The sequence below is a fragment of the Bradyrhizobium sp. C9 genome (assembly GCF_002532045.1).
Lineage (GTDB): Bacteria > Pseudomonadota > Alphaproteobacteria > Rhizobiales > Xanthobacteraceae > Bradyrhizobium.
This window is the reverse complement of sequence record NZ_NWTG01000001.1, coordinates 668,342-688,403: the sequence shown is the minus strand read 5'-3', so window position 1 is coordinate 688,403 and position 20,062 is coordinate 668,342. Positions and strand designations below refer to the sequence as shown.

Annotated in this window: 17 protein-coding genes; 4 read left to right on the top strand and 13 right to left on the bottom strand. The window is 64.7% G+C overall.

The features are described from left to right. Positions 1-48: 48 nt before the first annotated feature. The 7 genes from CO675_RS03050 to ltnD form a co-directional block, all read right to left on the bottom strand. Positions 49-1,251 (bottom strand): efflux RND transporter periplasmic adaptor subunit, encoded by a 1,203-nt coding sequence (locus CO675_RS03050; RefSeq protein WP_097670516.1) that lies wholly within the window; start codon positions 1,249-1,251, stop codon positions 49-51. Beyond that, complete coding sequence (locus tag CO675_RS03045) at positions 1,238-4,417, bottom strand: efflux RND transporter permease subunit (protein ID WP_097670515.1); 3,180 nt, start codon at positions 4,415-4,417, stop codon at positions 1,238-1,240. The genes CO675_RS03050 and CO675_RS03045 overlap by 14 nt, the downstream gene beginning before the upstream one ends. Before the next feature lie 386 nt (positions 4,418-4,803). Further along, entirely contained in the window at positions 4,804-6,510 is a 1,707-nt protein-coding gene (locus CO675_RS03040; protein WP_097670514.1) for a methyl-accepting chemotaxis protein, read from the bottom strand. A 183-nt stretch (positions 6,511-6,693) separates the two neighbouring features. Then, positions 6,694-8,385, bottom strand: coding sequence for a methyl-accepting chemotaxis protein (locus tag CO675_RS03035; RefSeq protein WP_097670513.1), 1,692 nt, complete (start codon positions 8,383-8,385; stop codon positions 6,694-6,696). 178 nt (positions 8,386-8,563) lie between these two features. Further along, entirely contained in the window at positions 8,564-9,841 is a 1,278-nt protein-coding gene (gene otnK / locus CO675_RS03030; RefSeq protein ID WP_097670512.1) for a 3-oxo-tetronate kinase, read from the bottom strand. Next, entirely contained in the window at positions 9,838-10,620 is a 783-nt protein-coding gene (otnI, locus tag CO675_RS03025) for a 2-oxo-tetronate isomerase (protein ID WP_097670511.1), read from the bottom strand. The genes otnK and otnI overlap by 4 nt, the downstream gene beginning before the upstream one ends. A gap of 12 nt (positions 10,621-10,632) precedes the next feature. Next, positions 10,633-11,544, bottom strand: a complete 912-nt coding sequence (gene ltnD / locus CO675_RS03020) for an L-threonate dehydrogenase (protein WP_097670510.1) — start codon at positions 11,542-11,544, stop codon at positions 10,633-10,635. 205 nt (positions 11,545-11,749) lie between these two features. Here ltnD and otnC point away from each other — a divergent pair, with 205 nt between their 5' ends. Genes otnC through CO675_RS03005 form a run of 3 tightly spaced genes read left to right on the top strand, consistent with a single transcriptional unit; the run spans position 11,750 to position 13,284 of the window. Continuing rightward, positions 11,750-12,406 carry a 3-oxo-tetronate 4-phosphate decarboxylase gene (gene otnC, locus CO675_RS03015; protein ID WP_097670509.1) on the top strand — a complete coding sequence of 219 codons (657 nt, stop codon included), beginning with the start codon at positions 11,750-11,752 and terminating at the stop codon, positions 12,404-12,406. A gap of 33 nt (positions 12,407-12,439) precedes the next feature. Next, positions 12,440-12,715 (top strand): hypothetical protein, encoded by a 276-nt coding sequence (locus CO675_RS03010; RefSeq protein ID WP_097670508.1) that lies wholly within the window; start codon positions 12,440-12,442, stop codon positions 12,713-12,715. A 5-nt stretch (positions 12,716-12,720) separates the two neighbouring features. After that, entirely contained in the window at positions 12,721-13,284 is a 564-nt protein-coding gene (locus tag CO675_RS03005) for a hypothetical protein (protein ID WP_097670507.1), read from the top strand. A gap of 106 nt (positions 13,285-13,390) precedes the next feature. On the opposite strand, the gene CO675_RS03000 is transcribed toward CO675_RS03005, so the two are convergent. The 6 genes from CO675_RS03000 to CO675_RS02975 all read right to left on the bottom strand — a co-directional run bounded on the left by CO675_RS03000 (position 13,391) and on the right by CO675_RS02975 (position 19,000). Then, the gene (locus CO675_RS03000) at positions 13,391-14,095 is read right to left on the bottom strand and encodes an ABC transporter ATP-binding protein (RefSeq protein ID WP_092125049.1); all 705 of its coding nucleotides are present in this window, start codon (positions 14,093-14,095) and stop codon (positions 13,391-13,393) included. Then, positions 14,079-14,810 (bottom strand): ABC transporter ATP-binding protein, encoded by a 732-nt coding sequence (locus tag CO675_RS02995; RefSeq protein WP_097670506.1) that lies wholly within the window; start codon positions 14,808-14,810, stop codon positions 14,079-14,081. The genes CO675_RS03000 and CO675_RS02995 overlap by 17 nt, the downstream gene beginning before the upstream one ends. Next, entirely contained in the window at positions 14,807-15,793 is a 987-nt protein-coding gene (locus CO675_RS02990; RefSeq protein ID WP_097670505.1) for a branched-chain amino acid ABC transporter permease, read from the bottom strand. The genes CO675_RS02995 and CO675_RS02990 overlap by 4 nt, the downstream gene beginning before the upstream one ends. Then, positions 15,793-16,671: a branched-chain amino acid ABC transporter permease gene (locus CO675_RS02985; RefSeq protein WP_097670504.1), complete on the bottom strand. Its 879-nt coding sequence runs from the start codon at positions 16,669-16,671 to the stop codon at positions 15,793-15,795. Before CO675_RS02985 ends, CO675_RS02990 begins: the two co-directional genes overlap by 1 nt. 176 nt (positions 16,672-16,847) lie before the next feature. Beyond that, on the bottom strand, positions 16,848-18,095 hold the full coding sequence (locus CO675_RS02980; protein WP_097670503.1) for an ABC transporter substrate-binding protein: 1,248 nt from the start codon (positions 18,093-18,095) through the stop codon (positions 16,848-16,850). An 86-nt stretch (positions 18,096-18,181) separates the two neighbouring features. Continuing rightward, a complete protein-coding gene (locus CO675_RS02975; protein WP_097670502.1) occupies positions 18,182-19,000 on the bottom strand; it encodes a putative hydro-lyase in 819 nt (272 codons plus the stop codon). A 120-nt stretch (positions 19,001-19,120) separates the two neighbouring features. Here CO675_RS02975 and CO675_RS02970 point away from each other — a divergent pair, with 120 nt between their 5' ends. Next, entirely contained in the window at positions 19,121-20,053 is a 933-nt protein-coding gene (locus CO675_RS02970; RefSeq protein WP_097670501.1) for a LysR family transcriptional regulator, read from the top strand. Positions 20,054-20,062: the final 9 nt, after the last annotated feature.

Genomic DNA, 20,062 nt, shown 5'->3' with positions numbered 1-20,062 from the left:
CTGAAAACAGAAATGCCCGGGACAAGCCCGGGCATGACGAAGGGGGAGCTACCCCTTCGCATCTTGCTTTTCCGACGCCGTCGTCGGCTTGCCCTTGGCGCCGCCGCCGGTGACGCGGACATGGTCGCCGTCGGCGAGTCCATCAGGCGGGGCGGTGATGATGCGGTCGTCGGGTGCGAGGCCCGAGGCGATCTCGATCTCCTTGCCGAGGTCGCGGCCGATCTTCACGGTCTTGAACAGCACCTTGTCATCAGGGCTGACGGTTGCGACCCGCAGGCCGTTGCTGTTGAAGATCAACGCGCTGGCGGGAATGCTGAGCGGTGCGGCCTCGCGCTGCAAATTGAGCTTCACGCTGGCATAGCTACCCGGCATCAGCTCGCCGGAGGAATTGTCGAGCCCGAGCTGCATCCGCGTGGTGCCGGAGGCGACATCGACGGCCTGCGAGGAGGCTTCCACCGTCGCCTGGAAGCTGCGGTTCGGGTAATCCGGTAATACCAGGGAGGCCTTGGCGCCGATCTTGATCGCCGGAACGTAATTCTGCGGCACGTTGACGTAGACGCGCAGCTTGGTGATGTCCGAGACCGTGAACATCGCGGGACCCGAATTACCACCAGCGTTGATCAGCGCGCCGACGTCGGTGTCGCGCGAGGTGACCACGCCGTCGAACGGCGCCGTGATCTTCTTGTAGCCGGCGAGCGCTTCCAGCCGCTCGACATTGGCCTGGCCGGCCTTGACCGCACCGTTCTTGTTGGAGAGGTCGGCGGTGCGCTCGTCGATTTCCTGGGCGGAGACGAAGTTCGAGGCAACCAGCGTCTTGCGCCGGGTCAGCGTCGCCTCAGAGAGCTTGGCCGAGGCCTGGGCGCTGGCAAGATCGGCGCGCGCCTGCAGCAATTGCTGGTCGAGGTCGGGCGCCTCGATCTCGGCGATCACTTGGCCGGCCTTGACGCGGGCCCCGATGTCGGCGTCCCAATTCTTGAGATAGCCCGACACCCGGGCGAAGATCGGTGCGCGGGAATAGGCCTCGAGCCGGCCCGGCAGATCGATCGTGGGGCTCAGCGCCTTGGCGTTCGGCAGCGCCACCGCGACGGTCGGAACGGCCTGGTCATCGGTCCATTCCTTCAGCCGGTTGTCCTGCTCCTCACGGGCGCGGATGCCGGTGCCGACGATCAGCCCCGCGCCGACCAGTGCAACCACGCCGAATATGCCCAATCTCCGGCGGGACACCGGTGGGCGCTGTTCAGTGGGCTGCATGCGGAATCTCCGATGAGGCGGCGGCTTTGGCGCCTTGCTTCTTGTGTACCATACTGAATACCACGGGAACAAACATCAGCGTCGCGAAGGTTGCAAAGATCAGGCCGCCGATCACGGCGCGGCCCAGCGGGGCGTTCTGCTCGCCGCCCTCACCAAGCCCCAGCGCCATTGGCGCCATGCCGATGATCATGGCGAGCGCGGTCATCAGCACCGGGCGGAACCGGACGAAGCCGGCTTCCAGCGCCGCCGCGACGGGATCGCCGAGCTCCTCATAACGCTCGCGGGCGAAGCTGATAACGAGCACGCTGTTGGCGGTCGCAACGCCCATGCACATGATGGCGCCGGTGAGCGCCGGAACCGACAGCGTGGTCTGGGTGGTGAACAGCATCCAGACGATGCCGGCGAGCGCCGCGGGCAGCGCCGTGATGATCACGAACGGATCCGACCAGGACTGGAAGTTCACCACGATCAGGAAGTAGATCAGGACGACCGCGCCAAGCAGGCCGAACAAGAGGCCGGTGAAGGCCGAGTTCATGGTCTGCACCTGGCCGAGCAGCACCACCGAAGACCCCTTCGGCACCTCCTTGGCGGTGTCGGCAATGAGCTGGCGCACGTCGGTTGCGACGCCGCCGAGATCGCGGCCCTGCGTCGTGGCATAGATCTGCACCAGCGACTGGATGTCGTATTGCGACACCACCGCGCTCGAGGTCGCGCGCTTGATGTCGGCGATGCCGCCGAGGATCGGCGCCTGGGTATTGCCGGTCGCCGTGATCGGCAGCGTCTGCAGCGCGCTCAGCGAGTCGATCTGGTATTGCGGCGTTTGCATCACGATCGAGTAGGACACGCCGTTGTCGGGATTGAGATAGTAGGTCGGCGCGACCTGCGAGGAGCCGGCGAGGTTGACGACCAGCGAGTTGGTGACGTCGCGCTCGGTCAGGCCGACATATTGCGCGCGGGTGCGATCGACGTCGATGTTGAAGGTCGGATTGTTCGGCGATTGCTGGATCCGCGCGTCGGCGATGCCGGGGATGCGCTTGATCTTGGCCAGCAGCTTGTTGGCGTAGGCAAAGTTGGCGTCGAGGTTGGCGCCGCGGATCTGCAGGTCGATCGGCGCCGGCGCGCCGAAGTTCAGAATCTGGCTGACGATGTCGGCAGGCAGGAACGCGAAGCTGGTGCCCGGGAACAGCCGCGGCAATTGCTCACGCAGCGTGCGGACATGCTGCTCGGTCGGCTTGTGGCCTTCCTTCAAGCGGATCTGGATGTCGCCGTCCTGCGGACCGATCACGCCGGTGTTGTTGTAGGTCATGTTGATGCCGGAGATCGGCATGCCGATGTTGTCGGTCATGGTCTCGATCTCGCCGGGCACCAGCTTGCGGATTGCCTTCTGGATGTCGGCGAGCTGGTTGGCGGTCTCCTCGACGCGGGTGCCGACCTGGGTGCGGACGTGCATCAGGATGTTGCCGGCATCGACCGACGGGAAGAAGTTGCGCCCCAGGAACGGCACCAGCAGGAACGACGCGGCAACCACCGCGAGGAAGCCGCCGACGAACACCTTGCGGTGACCGAGCGCCATTTCGAGCAAGCCGTGATAGCCGCCGCGGATGCGCTCGAACCGCGCCTCGAAGCCGCGCTGGAACCAGACCAGGGGATTGCGCGACTTCGGCGGCGCGCTCTCGTGATGGACGTGCGCCTGCAACAGATAGTTCGCCATCGTCGGCACCAAGGTGCGCGACAGGATGAACGACCAGATCATCGCGAACATCACAGCTTCGGCCATCGGCACGAACAGGAAGCGCGCGACGCCGGTCAGGAAGAACATCGGCACGAACACGATGCAGATACAGAGCAGCGAGACGAACGCCGGCGTCACGATCTGGTTGGCGCCGTCGAGGATCGACTGCTCGACCGGCTTGCCTTGCTCCAGGTGGTAGTTGATGTTCTCGATCGTCACCGTGGCGTCGTCGACCAGGATGCCGACCGCGAGCGCCAGGCCGCCGAGCGTCATGATGTTCAGCGTCTCGCCGATCAGGGACAACATGATGATGGCCCCGAGCACCGACAGCGGGATCGACACCGCGATGATGACGGTCGAGCGCCAGCTGCCGAGGAACAGCAGGATCATAACGCTGGTCAGCAGCGCGGCAATCACGCCCTCGAAGGCGACGCCGGTGATCGCGCCGCGGACGAACACCGACTGGTCGCCGATGAAGCCGATCTTCAGCGCGTCCGGCATCTGGTCCTTGACGTCGATCACCTTCTGCTTGATGCCGGAGATGATATCGAGCGTCGAGGTGGCGCCGGCCTTCAGCACCATCATCAGCACCGAGCGGTTGCCGTCGACATGGACGATGTTGGTCTGCGGCGGGTTGCCGTCGCGGACGGTGGCGACATCACGTACATAGACCATCGCGCCGTTGACCTGCTTGATCGGCAGATCGCCGAGTTCCTCCATCCGGAGCGGCGAGTTGTTCAGGTTCACGGTGTATTCGAAATTGCCGATCTTCTGCGTGCCGACCGGCGTGATCAGGTTCTGCGCGGCGAGCGTGTTGGCGACATCCTGGCCGGACAGGCCGCGCGCCTGCAGCGCGGTCGAATTGAGATCGATCTGGACCTGGCGCTGCTTGCCGCCGAACGGATACGGGATCGCGGCGCCGGGCACCGTGACCAGCGGCGTGCGCAGCTGGTTGATGCCGATGTCGGCGAGGTTCTGCTCGGTCAGGCCGTCGCCGGAGAGCGCGACCTGGATGATCGGAACCGTCGAGGCGCTGTAGTTCAGGATCAGCGGCGGCGTCGCGCCCGGCGGCATCTGCTTGAGCAAGGTCTGCGAAATCGCGGTGACCTGCGCGTTGGCGGTGCGGATGTCGACATTGGGCTGGAAGAAGATCTTGATGATGCCGAACCCGTTATACGAGTTGGCGGTGATGTGCTCGATGTCGTTGACCGTGGTGGTCAGCGCTCGCTGGAACGGCGATGTAATGCGGCCGGCCATCTGGTCGGGCGGCAGACCGGTGTACTGCCAGACCACGCCAATCACCGGGATGCGGATGTCCGGAAAGATGTCGGTCGGCGTGCGCAGCGCTGCCAGGGGTCCGATGATCAAGAGCAGGATCGCGAGCACGACGAAAGTATATGGCCTGCTCAGCGCGATACGGACCAGTGCGATCATAAAAGCAGCATTCCCGAAATGAAGCCCGCCCCGGGCAGAGGAATCGACATTGCAAAAGCCGTTCCGCAGCGGCGGATTTACCCGATGACGGGCAAAACGCCAACCTGCAGAGCCGCGGCGACCTTCACTTCCTTGGCATAGTACGGTGAAGCCGTGCGCTCCGATCGGGTACGCCGGACGCAGTCTGCCGAGCGCGCTCGTCTCAGCGTCAAAAAAGAGACGGCTCTGCTGCGAATATGCGCCGGCCGAGCACGCCGTTTCGGCCGTCAGGAGGCTAACGCATCGCTGCTCTGCGAAAATGTAGAGCGTGGTGAGCCTGCCGGCTCACCACGACGGGATCGGTTGCCCCGACAACGATGTCTCTAGGGCCGCCCGGCGGCGCCGGATCAGGCGGCGCGAACCGCGTTGAGGAACTTGCCGACTTCGAGCTTGAGGCGGCTGCTGTCACCCGAAAGCGACTGTGCCGCCGACAGCACCTGGGTCGACGCCGAGCCGGTCTCGTTGGCGCCGTGCTGCACATCGGTAATGTCGGCCGAGACCTGCTGGGTGCCCTGCGCCGCCTGTTGCACGTTTCGGGATATTTCCTGGGTCGCCGCGCCCTGCTCCTCGATCGCAGCGGCAATGGCGGACGAGATTTCCGACAGCCGCTCGATGGTGGAGCCGATCGCGCGGATGGCAGCCACGGAGTCCTCGGTCGCAGCCTGGATGCCGGAAACCTGCTGGCCGATCTCCCCGGTCGCCTTTGCGGTCTGCTCAGCCAGCGCCTTCACTTCCGATGCCACGACCGCGAAGCCGCGTCCGGCATCGCCGGCGCGCGCCGCCTCGATGGTCGCGTTCAGCGCCAGCAGATTGGTCTGACCGGCGATGGTGTTGATCAACTCGACCACGTCGCCGATCCGGGCGGCAGCCTTCGACAGCTCCCCGACCCTGTCATTGGTCGCACGGGCCTGGCCGACGGCATCGCCCGCCATCCGCGCCGATTCCTGCACCTGCCGGCTGATCTCGTTGACCGAGGATGACAGTTCTTCGGTAGCCGACGCCACCGACTGGACGTTGGTGGTGGCTTCCTCCGACGCAGCGGCGACGGTGGTGGCAAGGTTTTGCGAACGCTCGGCGGTCGAGGTCAGCGTGGTCGCCGACGCTTCGAGCTCGGTCGAGGCGGATGCGACGGTTTCGACGATCTCACCGACCGCGCGCTCAAACCCATCGGCCAGCTGGAGCATGTCGGTGCGGCGTTGTGCGGCGGCGCGCGCCTCGATTTCCTTCTGCTCGCGCTCCATCCGGACCTTGGCAAGGCCGTTGTCCTTGAACACGAGCGCGGTCTTGGCGACGTCGCCGACCTCGTCGCGGCGATCGATGCCGTGCACCGCGATATCATATTGGCCATCGGCCAGCTGCTGCAGCATCGCGACGACGGCACGGATCGGCTTCGCGACGCCGTATTGTCCGACGACGAAGCCGAACAGCAACCCGAGCAGGACCCCCGAAGCGGCAAGCAGGATCAACAGCTCCGAGGTCGATACGTACTCCTGCTCGCTGGCCTTGACGTTGTCCCTGACCCGCTCGTCCTGTCGCTCAGCGACGGCCCGAACCCTGGCTTGAAGCTCTTCCGCCGCTGCGCGGCTCTTCATCGCGACATCGCGCAGCTTCTCGGCGGACTGGGTCAGGTCGACGGCCTTCGCGCTCTCGACCGCGTCGAGCGTCTGCTTAAGCTGGGCCTGATAGGCCGACAGCGCCGTTCGCACGCCGGGCAGCAGCGCGATGGTCTGCGGATCCTGCGTCTTGCTGATCGTGGCGAGGCGCTCCTCGAGCGACTTGAACTGCGCGTCGATCAGCGATCGTGCCGCAAGCCTGTTCTCGTCGCGCGGATCGAGCGCGCTGCGGAATTCGGCGCGATTGATCGCGAGCACGTTCTGATTGGCCTCAGCGGACAGCAACGCGCGTTCCGCGGCGCGCGCGGTGATGACGCCGCGTTCGCTGAGCGATTTCAACGACGAGATCCCGAGATAGGCGAGCATCCCGGCGATGATCGAGAGACCGCCCACAATCGCCAGTATCTTCGTGAGAATGCGGAATCTCGCCAGGAACATCATCCGGTGCCTCGTTTGGAATGGATCTTGCGATTCTTGCGGGTGGCCGTGCGGCAAGTTACCGCGCGTTGAACTACGGTTCGTTAATGGCGCCTCCAGTGCAACGACCGAGCACCGCATCCGGTCAAAGAAAAATGCCCGGCCTTTCGACCGGGCATTGTTCGATGGTCAGAGCTCCGGCCGGCGTCAGGCCGCGCGGACGGCGTCGAGGAATCTGCCGACCTCGAGCTTGAGGCGGTTGCTGTCACCCGAGAGCGACTGCGCCGCCGACAGCACCTGGCTCGAGGCCGAGCCGGTTTCGTTGGCGCCCTGCTGCACGTCGGTGATGTTGGCCGAGACCTGCTGGGTGCCCTGCGCCGCCTGCTGCACGTTGCGGGAAATCTCCTGCGTCGCCGCGCCTTGCTCCTCGACCGCGGCGGCAATGGTGGAGGAAATCTCCGACAGCCGCTCGATGGTCGACGAGATCTCCTTGATGGCGCCGACCGACTCCTGGGTCGCGGTCTGGATACCGGCGATCTGCTGGCCGATCTCGCCGGTCGCCTTCGCGGTCTGCTCGGCCAGCGCCTTCACCTCGGACGCGACGACAGCGAAGCCGCGGCCGGCTTCACCGGCGCGCGCCGCCTCGATGGTGGCGTTCAGCGCCAGCAGATTGGTCTGGCCGGCAATCGTGTTGATCAGTTCGACGACGTCGCCGATCCGTGCCGCGGCCTTCGACAGCTCGCTGACGCGATCATTGGTGGTGCGCGCCTGGCCGACGGCGTCGCCGGCCATCCGCGCCGACTCCTGGACCTGGCGGCTGATCTCGGTCACCGACGACGACAGCTCTTCGGTCGCCGACGCCACCGACTGCACGTTGGTCGAAGCCTCCTCGGACGCGGCCGCAACCGACGTGGTCAGTTCCTGCGAGCGTCTTGCGGTCGACGACAGCGTCGAGGCCGAGGCTTCGAGCTGGGTCGAGGCCGACGACACGGTCTGCACGATCTCACCGATCATCTGCTCGAAATTGCGGGTAATGGTATCGACCCGGCGGCCGCGCTCGATCTTGGCTTCGGCGTCGGCGGCGGCGGCCTCATCGGCCGCCTTCTTGGCGACCAGGGCTTCCTTGAACACCTGCAACGTGTCGGCCATGGCGCCGATCTCGGTCTTCTCGCCCTGGTGCGGCACGTCCGCGGTCAGATCGCCGCGGCCCAGCGCCTGCATCGGCGCGACGATCGAGGCAATGCCCGACGAGATGTCGCGAACCGTGTAGAAGCTGACGCCGACACTGATCAGGATGGCAATGCCGAGCAAGATGGCGACCATCATCAGTGCCGAGCTGTAATTGTTGGCAGAATCCTGCGCGGCCTTGTCCGCACCGGTGTTGTTGAGCTCGATGTCCTTGTTCAGGATCTCGTCCGCTTCGAGACCGATCTTGTTCACCACCTTGGTATTGAGCTCATGCGCCTCATGCGGAAGCTTGCCGGCCTCCTTGCGCGAGATAGCCATCACTTCTTCAGTGCCCTTGCGGTACTTGTCCCAGGTGTCGGACCACTGCCGGTAGAGCGCCCGCTCTTCGGGTGAAGTGATCATCGGCTCGTACTTGGCGCGGGCCTTTGTGTTCATCTCGACGACGCTGGCGAGGGTCTTTTCGGCGGCCAGCTTCTCTTCCAGCGTTTCCGAGAGCATGTGTTCGCGGATCACGTTGCGGTAGGTGATGACCCCGGCGCGCAGCTCGCCGAGCACGCGCACGCTCGGCAACCAGTTGGCCGTGATGTCGACGGTGCTGGCGTTGATCGCCCGCATATTCCAGACTGCAAGCAGGCCCATGCCCGTCAACGCGACAAGCAGGAACGCAACCGCGGCAATGATCTTGGCGCGGATCGAGAATTTGGCGAACATCGTGGGGTCTCTTGGGTGCCGGGCTCGCTAGACCCGTTCGTGCGGAAAGAAGGCTGATGGCGCGGCGGTGCGCCGCAGATATCAAAGCCAGCCCCCCTCCTTAAGTAGGGTTAATTTGGTTCACCGTTGAACTACGGAGATATCAGTCATCAGCCCGACATGATGCGCGACAGGCGCATCAAGGCATCAATGCCAGCGCATCCGAGAAGAACTCCGGGCCGCCGAAATTGCCTGATTTCAGGGCAAGCACCATCTCGCCTTGTCCAGCACCGACCGCGCGCAGAACCGGCACGCCCGCAGCGATTTCCGCCCCGACCAGGAATCCCGGGATACAAAGGCGATCGACCACGGCGCCTGACGTTTCACCACCGGCGACCACCAGCCTGTGCACACCCGACCGCACCAGCTCCTCCGCGAGGTCGGCCATCGCCTGCTCGATCGCATGTCCGGCTGCATCACGGCCATGACGGGATTGCAGAGCAGCCACCTCCTCCGGAGTCGAACTGCTGGCGATCAGGACTGGACCCGTGCCGAGCCGCTCCTTGGCCCAGGCGAGCGCGCGCTCGGCCTCGTCCCTGCCGGCGATCACCCGCTCGGGGTCGAGGTGCAGGACCGGCATCACCTTCTCGGCGCTGGCGATCTGGCGCAGCGTCGCCTGTGAGCAACTGCCGGCGAGACAGGCGGCCGGCCCGCCGATCGCAGCGCCGGTCACGGCATTCACGGCAGCCGATCTGGCCTTGCCTGTGGCGACCAGCGTCCGCGCCAATCCAAGCCCGATGCCGGAGGCGCCGACCGAGAGACCGTGATCCAGCGCGACTTGCCCGATGGTCTCGAGGTCGCGGTCGAATACCGCGTCGACAACAGCAGCGCCGATGCCCGCGCGCGCGAGCTCGGCGAGCTTCGCCCGAACCGCCTCGGTGCCGCGGCTCAGCGTCGCCAGATCGACCAGGCCGACCTTTGTCTTGCTCTGGCGCGCCAGCACGCGGACCAGATTGGAATCATGCATCGGGTTGAGCGGATGGTCCTTCAGCGGGCTCTCATTCAGCGGCACCGAGCCGACGAACAGATTGGCCTGGTAGACGGTGCGGCCGGTTTCCGGGAAGGCCGGCGTCACCAGCACGATATTGTCTTTGGAGTCGGCGCGCAGCGCGTCCATCACCGGACCGATATTGCCGGCGTCGGTGGAATCGAAGGTCGAGCAGATCTTGAACAGGATATGCCCGGCGCCGCGGTCGCGGAGCCAGGCCTCCGCGGCACGCGAGCGCGTCACGGCAAGGCCGGCCTCGATCGAGCGGCTCTTCAGCGACACCACGACGGCGTCGACCTCCGGCAGCGCGAGATCGTCGGCGGGCACGCCGATGGTCTGCACCGTGCGCAAGCCGGCGCGGGTCAGCGTGTTGGCAAGGTCGGAGGCGCCGGTATAGTCGTCGGCTATGCAACCGAGTGCGAGTGTCACGGCTTCACTCCGGCATAGGGCTTGAACCAGGCGAGACCATCGGTGGTCTTGCCGCGCGGATTGTATTCGCAGCCGACGAAGCCGGCGTAGCCGAGCCGGTCGAGTTCACCGAACAGGAACGGATAGTTCAGCTCCTCGCCGTCGGGCTCGTTGCGCGAGGGGATCGAGGCGATCTGGATGTGGCCGATCACAGGCATCATCTCACGCAGCCGCATCGTGACGTCGCCATGGATGATCTGGCAGTGATAGATGTCGAACTGCAATTTCAGGTTCGGGATCTTCAGCTCGCTGATCAGGTCGTACGCGAAGTTGAAGTCATTGAGGAAGTAGCCGGGCACATTGCGCGGATTGATCGGCTCGATCACGACGTCGAGGTCGTGCGGCGCGAAGAACTCCGCGGCGGTCGCGATGGATTTGTAGAAGGCTTCCACTGCGCGTCGATCACTGCGGTCGGCGATCCCGGCCATCAGATGCACGCGCTTGACGCCGGTCGCCTGCGCGTAAGGCAGCGCGGTCTTCAGACTCGCTAGCAGATCGGCGAAGCGATCCGGCAGCGCCGCAAATCCCTTCTCGCCGGCGTTCCAGTCGCCCGGCGGCAGGTTGAACAGCGCCTGCGTAAGTCCCGCACCTTTCAGCCGCTTGCCGACCTCGTCAGCCGGATGATCGTACGGAAACAGGAACTCGACCGCGGTGAAGCCCGCTTTCGCCGCCGCCTCGAAGCGGTCGAGGAACGGGACCTCGTTGAACATCATGGTGAGGTTGGCGGCAAAGTGGGGCATTGCAGGATCCTGTTATTTCGCGCCGGGAAGCTTGGTGCCGGTGACCTGCGCATACATCCGCGCCACCGACGCATCGTCGTCGCGGCCCATGCCGGCCGCCGATGTCATCAGGAACATCTGCAGTGCCGCTGCCGAGACCGGCACCGGGAAGCGCGCAGTGCGCGCCATGTCCTGGATGATGCCGAGATCCTTGACGAAGATCTCCACCGCGCTGCGCGGCGCATAGTCGCCGTCGAGCACATGCGGCATGCGGTTCTCGAACATCCACGAATTGCCTGCGGAGGCCGTGATCACCTCATAGACCTTCCGGATGTCGAGGCCCTGCTTGGCGGCAAAGGCGATCGCCTCCGAGGCGGCCGCGATATGCACACCGGCCAGCAGCTGGTTGATCATCTTGAACGCGGCGCCCTGCCCTGCGGCATCGCCGAGCTCGTAGAGCTTTGCCGCCATCGCATCCAGCGCCGGCCGCGCCTTGGCGAACGCCGGCGCGCTGCCGGAGGCGAGAATCGTCAATTCACCTTGTGCGGCGCGCTGCGCGCCGCCAGAGATCGGCGCATCGAGGTAATGCCGCCCGGTCGCCTCGAGCTGCTTGGCCAGCCGCCGCGCGATATCGGGATCCATGGTCGCCGAGGAGACGAAGACCGCATCCTTGGCCAAGGTCTCGGCGGCGCCGTCCTTGCCGAACAGGATGGCTTCGGTCTGCGCCGCATTGACGACGACGCTGACGACGATGTCGGCATCCCTGGCCGCTTCGGCCGGGGTTTTCGCGCCCTTGCCGCCGTCCGCCACGAAGCGCGCGACGGCATCGGCCGACACGTCGTAGCCGGTCACCGTCAAGCCGGCGCGCCTGAGCGAGGTCGCCATGCCGTATCCCATCGAGCCCAGCCCGATGACGGCGACGCGTGGTGTTGCGGAACTGGACATGCGGCGATCCCCGAACATTTTTAGTTGTTTGAGCATTTTCGGAAAACCGGCTTTGTCTTCACTGGCGCGGCCCGCTTCTCGCTGGCGCGGCCTGCCGGGTCCGGATCATGCTCGTTGCTGCTTGCCTATCACGGCTTGGCCGTGCTGCCAAAGCATGAGACAAAGCGGAAACGGATAGCGCCAAGAACCAGACGAACGAAACCGGATGAGCGAAACAAAGCTTCGTGAGGACATCTGCCGCTTCGGCCGCTCGCTGTTCGAGCGCGGGCTGACGCCGGGCTCCTCGGGCAATATCAGCGTCCGGCTCGACGACGGCGGCTGGCTGGTGACGCCGACCAACGCCTCGCTCGGGTTCCTCGATCCGGCGAAAATGTCGCGGCTCGACGGCAACGGCCGGCTGGTCTCCGGCGATGCCCCGACCAAGGAGGTGCCGCTGCACACTGCGCTCTACCAGACGCGCAGCAGCGCCGGCGCCGTGGTGCATCTGCACTCGACCCATTCGGTCGCACTCTCGATGCTGCCCGAGATCGACCCGCGCGCGGCGCTGCCGCCGATGACGGCCTATTACGTCATGAAATGCGGCCAGACCGCCCTGGTGCCGTATTATCGCCCCGGCGATCCCGCCGTTGCCGACGCGATCCGGGGGCTGGCGGGAAAATATTCATCGGTGCTGCTCGCCAATCACGGCCCCGTCGTCTCCGGCGACACGCTGGAAGCGGCGGTGTTCGCGACCGAGGAGCTGGAGGAAACCGCCAAACTCTATCTGCTGCTGCGCGGGCTGAACCCGCGGTATCTGTCGCCGGAACAGGTGGCGGATTTGACCAGGACGTTCGGGCTCGTGCTGCCGGATCACCCTCACTAGATCAAGCAAAGGTGAGATATGCGGAGAACGGTCATGATGAGATTCACGGGATTGGCATTCACTGCGCTGCTGGTCGGCGGCATGGTGGGATCGACGGCACAGGCCGAGCAGACCTTGCCCGACCTGTTGGCGGTGCAGCTGCGCGCGCAAGGCTATGCCTGCGACAAGCCGCTCAAGGCCGAACGGGACGACAAGCTCTCGAAGCCCGACAATGAGGCCTGGACGCTGACTTGCAGCAACGCAACCTATCGCGTCAGCCGCGTCCCGGATCTAGCCGCGAAGATCGAGAAGGTCGAGGAGGGTAAGTAGGCTCAATGACCTACGAACTCGTGAGACCTCCCTTTACACAGTCATTTCAAGAGATGGCAGAAGGGGAGCTCAATCGCTACCTCGAATGGTTTGGCGGCGTGCTTCCCGAGCGTTTGAACATGCTAGCGAACGCTGTCCGGAGCGCGCCTAGCTATGAAGATTGGCAACCGGATGGGATGCCTAATTCTCTCAACTTACTAGGGCAGTGGTTCGCGACCCAGATTGCGGTGCGTCCGCGTTCAAAGATTGAAATGAGAAGCATCGACGCGAAGTTCCCGATCGACGTTCCCGGCGAGGAGCTGACCGACCGCACCCTGTCTCTCGCCATGGATATCGGAATGTATTTGAGTCAGGTCTTTCTAAAAAATCATCCATCGTTGAAGTGGGAGCAGCCGCTCGCGAACAAGAAGTTTATAGACTACGGCCAGCCTGTTCTTGTGGCGTTCAAGCCTGGCCCGTTCAACCCGGTTCGCATGGTTGTAACTTTCGCATATGGGGTAGTCAGTCATCAGAGGGCCGGTGACGGTCTTAGGAATATCTATGAAACGTGGTCCAAGCTGGTTGCTTAGGAGGGCCGATCAAGCGGCTCCCCTTATGTACTGGACTACTTTCGGAGGCCTGCTGGTTGGTGTTTGACCACCAGAGGACGCCGGGCTATTGCGAGCGCAGATATGACTACAGCCCCAGATACGCCTTGCGGACATCGGGATTGCCGGTGATCTCGGCGGCGGTGCCCTGCATCAGCACGCGGCCGGTTTGCAGGATGTAGGCGCGGTCGGCGATCTCCAGGCACTCGGCCATGCGCTGCTCGACGATCAGGACCGTCATGCCGGCGTCGCGGATGCGCTTCACGGCCTGGAAGATCTCGTCGACCAGCTTCGGCATGATGCCCTGCGACGGCTCGTCGAGCATCAAAAGGCGCGGCCGCGTCATCAGCGCGCGGCCGATCGCGAGCATCTGCTGCTCGCCGCCGGACAAGGTCTCTGCGCGCTGCTCCAGCCGCTCGCCGAGCCGCGGGAACAGATTGAACACCAGATCGAGCGGCGCATCGCGGTCGGATTGACTGCGATAGAGGTAGCTGCCGAGCCGCAGATTGTCGCGCACCGAGAGCCGCGGAAACAGCCGGCGGTTCTCCGGCACGAAGGCGATGCCGCCGGCGGTGATGACGTGCTGCGGCTGGCCGTCGATGCGCTTGCCATCGAAGGTGACGGTGCCGGCGCGCGGCCGCTCGGCGCCGGCGATCGATTTGAGCAGCGTCGACTTTCCCGCGCCGTTGGCGCCGGCGACGCAGACGATCTCGCCCTTGGTGACGTCGATCGACACCGAGGAGATCGCAACCAGGCCCTGATAGGCGGTGGTGACTTCACGCACCGACAGCATGACGATCCCCGAGATAGGCAGAAATGACTTCCGGATTGCGGACGACCTCGGTCGGCTTGCCCTCGACCAGCACCTTGCCGAGATTGAGTACGATGGCCCGGTCGACCAGCGGCATCACGATTTCCATCACATGCTCGACCATCAGCACGGTGACTCCGGTGGCGCGCACCTTGCGCACCAGTTCGACCCCGGTCTGTGCCTCGACCGGCGTCAATCCGGTCAGCACCTCGTCGAGCAGCAGCAGCTTCGGTTCGGTGGCCAGCGCGCGGGCGACTTCGAGCCTGCGCTTCTCCGACGGGACGAGATCGGCGGCAAGCTTGTCGGCGCGCGCCGCAAGGCCGCAGAACTCCAGCACCTCATAGGCCTTCTGGCGCGCGATCCGCATCTTGGTGTTGCGGATCAGCGCGCCGACGATGACGTTGTCGATCACGGTCATGGTCTCGAAGCTCTTGACCACCTGGAAGGTGCGGCCGACGCCGCGCTGGCAGCGTTCCGCCGCCGGCAGCTTGGTCACGTCTTCGCCGTCGAACATGATCGAGCCCTGGGTCGGCGGCAGCACGCCCGCGATCAGATTGAACAGCGTGGATTTGCCGGCGCCGTTCGGGCCGATCAGGCCGACGATCTCGCCACGCCCGACCGAGATCGAGACGTCGCTGTTGGCGACGAGGCCGCCGAAGCGCTGCCAGACGCCGCGAGTCTCCAGGAGTGCCGTCATCGCGCGGCCTCCTTGCGCCCGGAGAGCATGCTGAACACGCTGACCAGCCCCTTCGGCAGCGCCAGCGAGATCGCGACGATCAGCGCGCCGTAGACGATGAGGTCGACGCCGCGGCCGGAGCCGCCGACGTAAGCGCGCGTCAGCTCGGTGAGCGGAATCAGGATGACCGCGCCGAGCACCGGCCCCCACAATGTGCCGATTCCTCCGAGCACCGCGGGCAGCGCCATCAACAGCGAGAACTGGAAGCCCATCACGCTCTCGGGATCGATATAGGAGACGAACTGGGCGTAGAAGCTGCCGCCGACCGCGACCAGGAAAGCCGAGACCGCCGCGGCACCCATCTTGGAATTGAACACGACGACACCGAGGCTCTCGGCAGCATCCGGATTATCCTTCACCGCGCGCCACCAATAGCCCCATTTGGAATCTTCCAGCCACCAGGTGACGAGCCAGGCAATGCAAGCCAGCGTCAGCGCGAAATAGAAGTACGGCAGCTTGGAGCGGGCGAACTGGAATTTCAGCCAGCTGTCGCCGCGCATCGGGATGTCGATGCCGAGCGCGGCACCCGCCCAATCCCAGTTCTGGATCAAGAGCAGCGCGATCTCGGCGATCACGATGGTCGCGATCACGAAATAATGCCCGCGCAGGCGGAAGCAGGGATAGCCGAGCGCCATCGCGATCACCGCGGAGATCGCTCCGCCCGCCAGCATGCCGAACCATGGCAGCACGCCGAACTTGGTGAACAAGAGCGCGGTGGTGTAAGCGCCGAGTCCGAAATACAGCGCATGGCCGAGCGAGATCTGTCCGCAATAGCCGGACAGGATGTTCCAGCTCTGCGAGAGCGCGGCATACATCAGGGTCAGGACCATGATGTTCTGGACGTAGACGTCCTTGACGAACAGCGGCACCAGCGCTGCGATCGCCGCAAGGCAGGCCGCCACGATCAGGTCACGCCTGCGGCGTTGGGCGAACTGGGTGTCCATCACATCGATCCGAACAGGCCACGCGGGCGGATGAAGACGACCAGGAGATACACGGCATAGATGCCGACCGATTTCAGCGACGGCGGCAGGATCAGCGCGGTGGTCGCCTCGACCAGGCCGACGATGATGCCGCCGGCAAAGGCGCCGAACACGCTGCCGAAGCCGCCGAGCGCCACGGTGACGTAGGCGATCAGCGCAAACGACGCGCCGACGTCGGGATAGATATAGAAGAAGATCGCCATGATGGCGCCGGCAAGTCCGACCAGCGCCGCACCGAGGCCCCAGCCGAGCGCGAACACCCGGTTCTTGTCGATGCCGACCAGCGCGACCGCGCCGGCATCCTCGCGCGTCGCCTCGAGCGCGCGGCCGAAATCGGTGCGATTGATGAAGAAGTAGAGCGCGACAAAGGCCGCGATCGACAGCATCGCGCCGATCAGCTGCGGCTCCGGCAGATAGATGCCGGCGATCGAGATCGTCTTGCCGCCGACCCAGGAGTTGGTCACGCTGCGGTAGTCGGGCGTGAAGAAGAACTGGGCGAGGCCCCGCATCACGATCGCAAGGCCGAAGGTGGAGAAGATCTGCACCATGCCGGCATTGGCCTTGGCGCGCATCGCGAAGCGGACCACCAACAGATAGACCACCGCGCCGAACACGAACAAGGCCGCGGCGACCAGCGGCGCCGCCAGCAAGGGATCGATCGCGAAGAACGCGAACAGGAAGAAGGTCGCGTACATCGCGATCATCAGGAACTCGCCGTGCGCGAAGTTCACGACGTCCATCAATCCGAAGATCAATGCGAGGCCGGCGGCGATCAGTCCGTAGAGCAGCCCCATCAGGAGGCCGCTCGCCAAACTCTGGATAATGGTCTCGGCTGTCACCGCTGCGCCCCGGTCAACGTATGGCCCCAACGTCGTCCTGGCGAAAGCCAGGACCCATTGCCACAAATGCATCGGTAGGAGAGACAACAACCAATCATCGCAAAAATGCCTGCCTGGGGTAATGGGTCCCGGGTCGCGCTTCGCTTGCCCGGGACGACGAGAACGCGTCCGACCGATCAGCTGTTCATCGGCCAGATCGCCTCGGAGACGGCGGCCTGTTCCGGGAAGATCGTCACGAAGTTCTTCGCGGTATATTGCAGCAGCACCGGATCGGCGAAGTTGTTCTGCCCCATCTCGTCGAACTTGACGCGCCGCCACGGCATGATGGTCACGTCGCCCGGCATGTCGGTCGCGACCAGCGCCTCACGGATCTTCTCGCCGTCGGTCGATTTGGCGCGGTTGACGGCGTCGGCCATCACGATCAGGCCCATGAACTGGCGCGAGGTGTAATCGTTGAAGTCCTTGCCGGACTTGGCGCGGTACATCTCGTTGATGAGACCGACCATCGGCCGCTTCTGCGCCAGGTCGAGCGAGAAGCTGCCGCGCGAGATCACGCCCTCGAGCTTGTCGCCGACCGCGTCATAGGTCGCCTTCTCCGAAAAGCCGGCATCCTGCGCCATGATGTTCTTCGGCTTGTAGCCGAGCTCCGCCATGGTCTTGACCAGCAGGATCGAGTCGGTGGTGTAGCTCGACGGCATCAGGACGTCGGCATTCGCCGCCTTGAGCTGCTGCACCTCGGCGGTCAGCGACGGCGAATTGGCGCGATACTTGATGTCGGCCACGATCTTGTAGCCGCGCTCGCCGGCGAGCTTGGTCTGGGCGTTCGCCGAATCGGTGCCGAAGATCGTGTCCTCGTGGAACAGCGCCAGCGTCTCGATCTTCTGACCCTTTTTCTTCATCGCATCGAAGAAGTCGAACATCGCGGCCGAGAACATCTCGTCATGTGGCGAGGCGCGGAAGTAATACTTCAGGCCGCGGCGATGCAGGCTCGGCGAAGAGTTGTCGGCCGAGATGAACGGGACGCCGTAGCGCTCGCAGGTCTGGCTGACGGTGACCGCAACCGCGCTCTGATAGGTGCCGACGACGGCGCAGACCTTCTCCTGGGTGATCAGCCGCTCGGTCTCGGCGCGGCCCTTCTGCGGGTCGGCCTGGTGGTCGGCGAACACGAGCTTGACCTTCGCTCCGCCGAGGCCGGACAGGCCCTCGCCCTTGGCGAGCGGCAGCGCGAAATCATAGTTCTTGTTGATGATGTCGGCGGCGGTGTTGAAGGCATGCTGCGCGTCGACGCCGATCGCGGCGCTGGAGCCGGACAGCGGATAGATCACGCCGATTGCAACTTCGCTTGTCTGCGCGCGCGCGGCCATCGGACCGAGCGCAGCGGCGGCAGTGGCACCCAGCAACACGTTACGGCGAGAGATCGTCATCGAAAGTCCCCTTGGTCAGCTTGTTATTATCGATGTGACGCTTGTAGCGCGCAGTAAAGCCTCAATGAATTGCACGAATTGCCTATTCAGAGCACAGCGAGCTGCCTGTTCCTGAGATCGGTCACCAGCATCAGGCCGGGCGAATGCGTGATCGCGAACGGCAGCTTCGCACTTGCGATCACCGATTGCGGCGTCACGCCACAGGCCCAGAACACCGGGATCTCGTCATCGGCCACCGGCACCGCGTCGCCATAGTCGGGCTTGGCAATGTCCTTGATGCCGATCGCATGCGGGTGACCGAGATGAACCGGGGCGCCATGCACCGACGGGAAGCGCGAAGTGATCTGTACCGCGCGGATCGCATCCGCCGGCTTGAACGGGCGCATCGACACCACCATCGGCCCCGCGAACGGCCCCGACGGCTGGCAGGCGATGTTGGTCCGGTACATTGGCACACGCAGGTTGCGTTCGATGTGACGGATCGGCAGCCCGTCCTCCAGCAGCGCCTCCTCGAACGAATAGGAGCAGCCGAGCACGAAGGTGACGAGATCGTCGCGCCAGTATTTGGTGATGTCGGTCGGCTCGTCCGCCACCTCGCCGTCGCGCCAGACCCGGTAGCGCGGCACGTCGGTGCGGATGTCGAGGTCGAGGCCGAGCGCGGGGATCCGGGGATCGCCCACATCCGACATGCCGATGATCGGGCACGGCTTGGGATTGAGCTGGCAGAAGCGGTGGAACGCGCCGGCGAGCTTCTCCGGCAGGATCGCCAGATTGCCCTGGACGAAACCGTTGGCGAGACCGGCCGTGGTGGCCGAGGCCATGCCGTTGCGACAGGCGCGCCGCGCCTCGACACTCGCCAGCACCGGCTCCCCCTGAGATCGCTGCACTGCCGCAAAAACAGTCATGGGATTCTCCTGCCCATAATCTCGACAAGGACAAACCAACACCAAGCGTGATATAATGTCTAATCGTCCTTTCTAATCAAAATCGATAAATAAGATTTATCGATCGAGGATTTGCTTCCAATGACGGACTTCCGCTCGATCGAAACGTTCCTTTGGGTCGTCAAGCTCGGCAGCTTCCGCGGCGCCGCCCAGCGGCTCAACACCACCCAGCCGGCGATCTCCCAGCGCATTGCCCAGCTCGAGCGCGAGATGGGCGTCAAACTGTTGAACCGGGATCACCGGGTGGCCTCGCCGACGCCGAGCGGACGGCTGATGATGACCTACGCCGAGAAGCTGATCGGCCTGCGCTCGGAGATGATGGCGGAGGTCGGCGACCGTTCGGCAATGCGCGGCGCGCTGCGGCTCGGTGTCGCGGAAACCATCGTGCACACCTGGCTGCCGCGGCTGGTCAAGAGCGTCAACGAGATCTACCCGAACCTGTCGCTGGAGATCGAGGTCGACATCACGCCGAACCTGACCCCGCGGCTGCTGGCGCAGGAGATCGAGCTCGCCTTCGTGCTCGGACCGGTCTCGGCGTCCGGCGCGCACAATCATGTGCTGTGCGATTACCCGATCGGTTTCCTGGCGAGCCCATCGCTCGGCCTCGGCCCCGGCCCGGTGGCGCGGCGGGACCTGGCGCGGTTTCCGATCATCACGTTTCCGCGCAAGACCCAGCCCTATGAGACCGTGCGCGCGCTGTTCAACGCCCCCGATCTGCCGCCGATCCGCCTGCACGCTTCGACGTCGCTTGCGACCGTGATCCACATGGCCAATGAAGGTCTTGGCATTGCAGTGATTCCGTCGGCGATCGTCGAGAACGAGCTCGCCGACGGCCGCTTGCAATTGCTCGATACCGATCTCAAACTGCCGCCCCTCACCTTCACCGCGAGCTGGCTCGCCTCCCCCGATGCGGTCGCCATCGAGCGTGTCGCCCATCTCGCCAGGCAGATCGCGCAGGCGAGCGTGGCGGTTGACGCGATGGACGCGGCGCGTCATGAAAAAACGGTCGCGTAAAGGGAAGAG

Excerpts from the sequence above, each read along its gene's own strand:
- CO675_RS03045 (WP_097670515.1), bottom strand. The coding sequence starts at position 4,417 with ATGATCGCACTGGTCCGTATCGCGCTGAGCAGGCCATATACTTTCGTC.
- otnI (WP_097670511.1), bottom strand. The coding sequence starts at position 10,620 with ATGCCCCACTTTGCCGCCAACCTCACCATGATGTTCAACGAGGTCCCG.
- CO675_RS03010 (WP_097670508.1), top strand. The coding sequence starts at position 12,440 with ATGATGAGATTCACGGGATTGGCATTCACTGCGCTGCTGGTCGGCGGC.
- CO675_RS02990 (WP_097670505.1), bottom strand. The coding sequence starts at position 15,793 with ATGGACACCCAGTTCGCCCAACGCCGCAGGCGTGACCTGATCGTGGCG.
- CO675_RS03035 (WP_097670513.1), bottom strand. The coding sequence starts at position 8,385 with ATGTTCGCCAAATTCTCGATCCGCGCCAAGATCATTGCCGCGGTTGCG.
- CO675_RS02975 (WP_097670502.1), bottom strand. The coding sequence starts at position 19,000 with ATGACTGTTTTTGCGGCAGTGCAGCGATCTCAGGGGGAGCCGGTGCTG.
- CO675_RS03000 (WP_092125049.1), bottom strand. The coding sequence starts at position 14,095 with ATGCTGTCGGTGCGTGAAGTCACCACCGCCTATCAGGGCCTGGTTGCG.
- CO675_RS03005 (WP_097670507.1), top strand. The coding sequence starts at position 12,721 with ATGACCTACGAACTCGTGAGACCTCCCTTTACACAGTCATTTCAAGAG.
- CO675_RS02970 (WP_097670501.1), top strand. The coding sequence starts at position 19,121 with ATGACGGACTTCCGCTCGATCGAAACGTTCCTTTGGGTCGTCAAGCTC.
- CO675_RS03040 (WP_097670514.1), bottom strand. The coding sequence starts at position 6,510 with ATGATGTTCCTGGCGAGATTCCGCATTCTCACGAAGATACTGGCGATT.
- CO675_RS02980 (WP_097670503.1), bottom strand. The coding sequence starts at position 18,095 with ATGACGATCTCTCGCCGTAACGTGTTGCTGGGTGCCACTGCCGCCGCT.
- otnC (WP_097670509.1), top strand. The coding sequence starts at position 11,750 with ATGAGCGAAACAAAGCTTCGTGAGGACATCTGCCGCTTCGGCCGCTCG.
- CO675_RS02995 (WP_097670506.1), bottom strand. The coding sequence starts at position 14,810 with ATGACGGCACTCCTGGAGACTCGCGGCGTCTGGCAGCGCTTCGGCGGC.
- ltnD (WP_097670510.1), bottom strand. The coding sequence starts at position 11,544 with ATGTCCAGTTCCGCAACACCACGCGTCGCCGTCATCGGGCTGGGCTCG.
- CO675_RS03050 (WP_097670516.1), bottom strand. The coding sequence starts at position 1,251 with ATGCAGCCCACTGAACAGCGCCCACCGGTGTCCCGCCGGAGATTGGGC.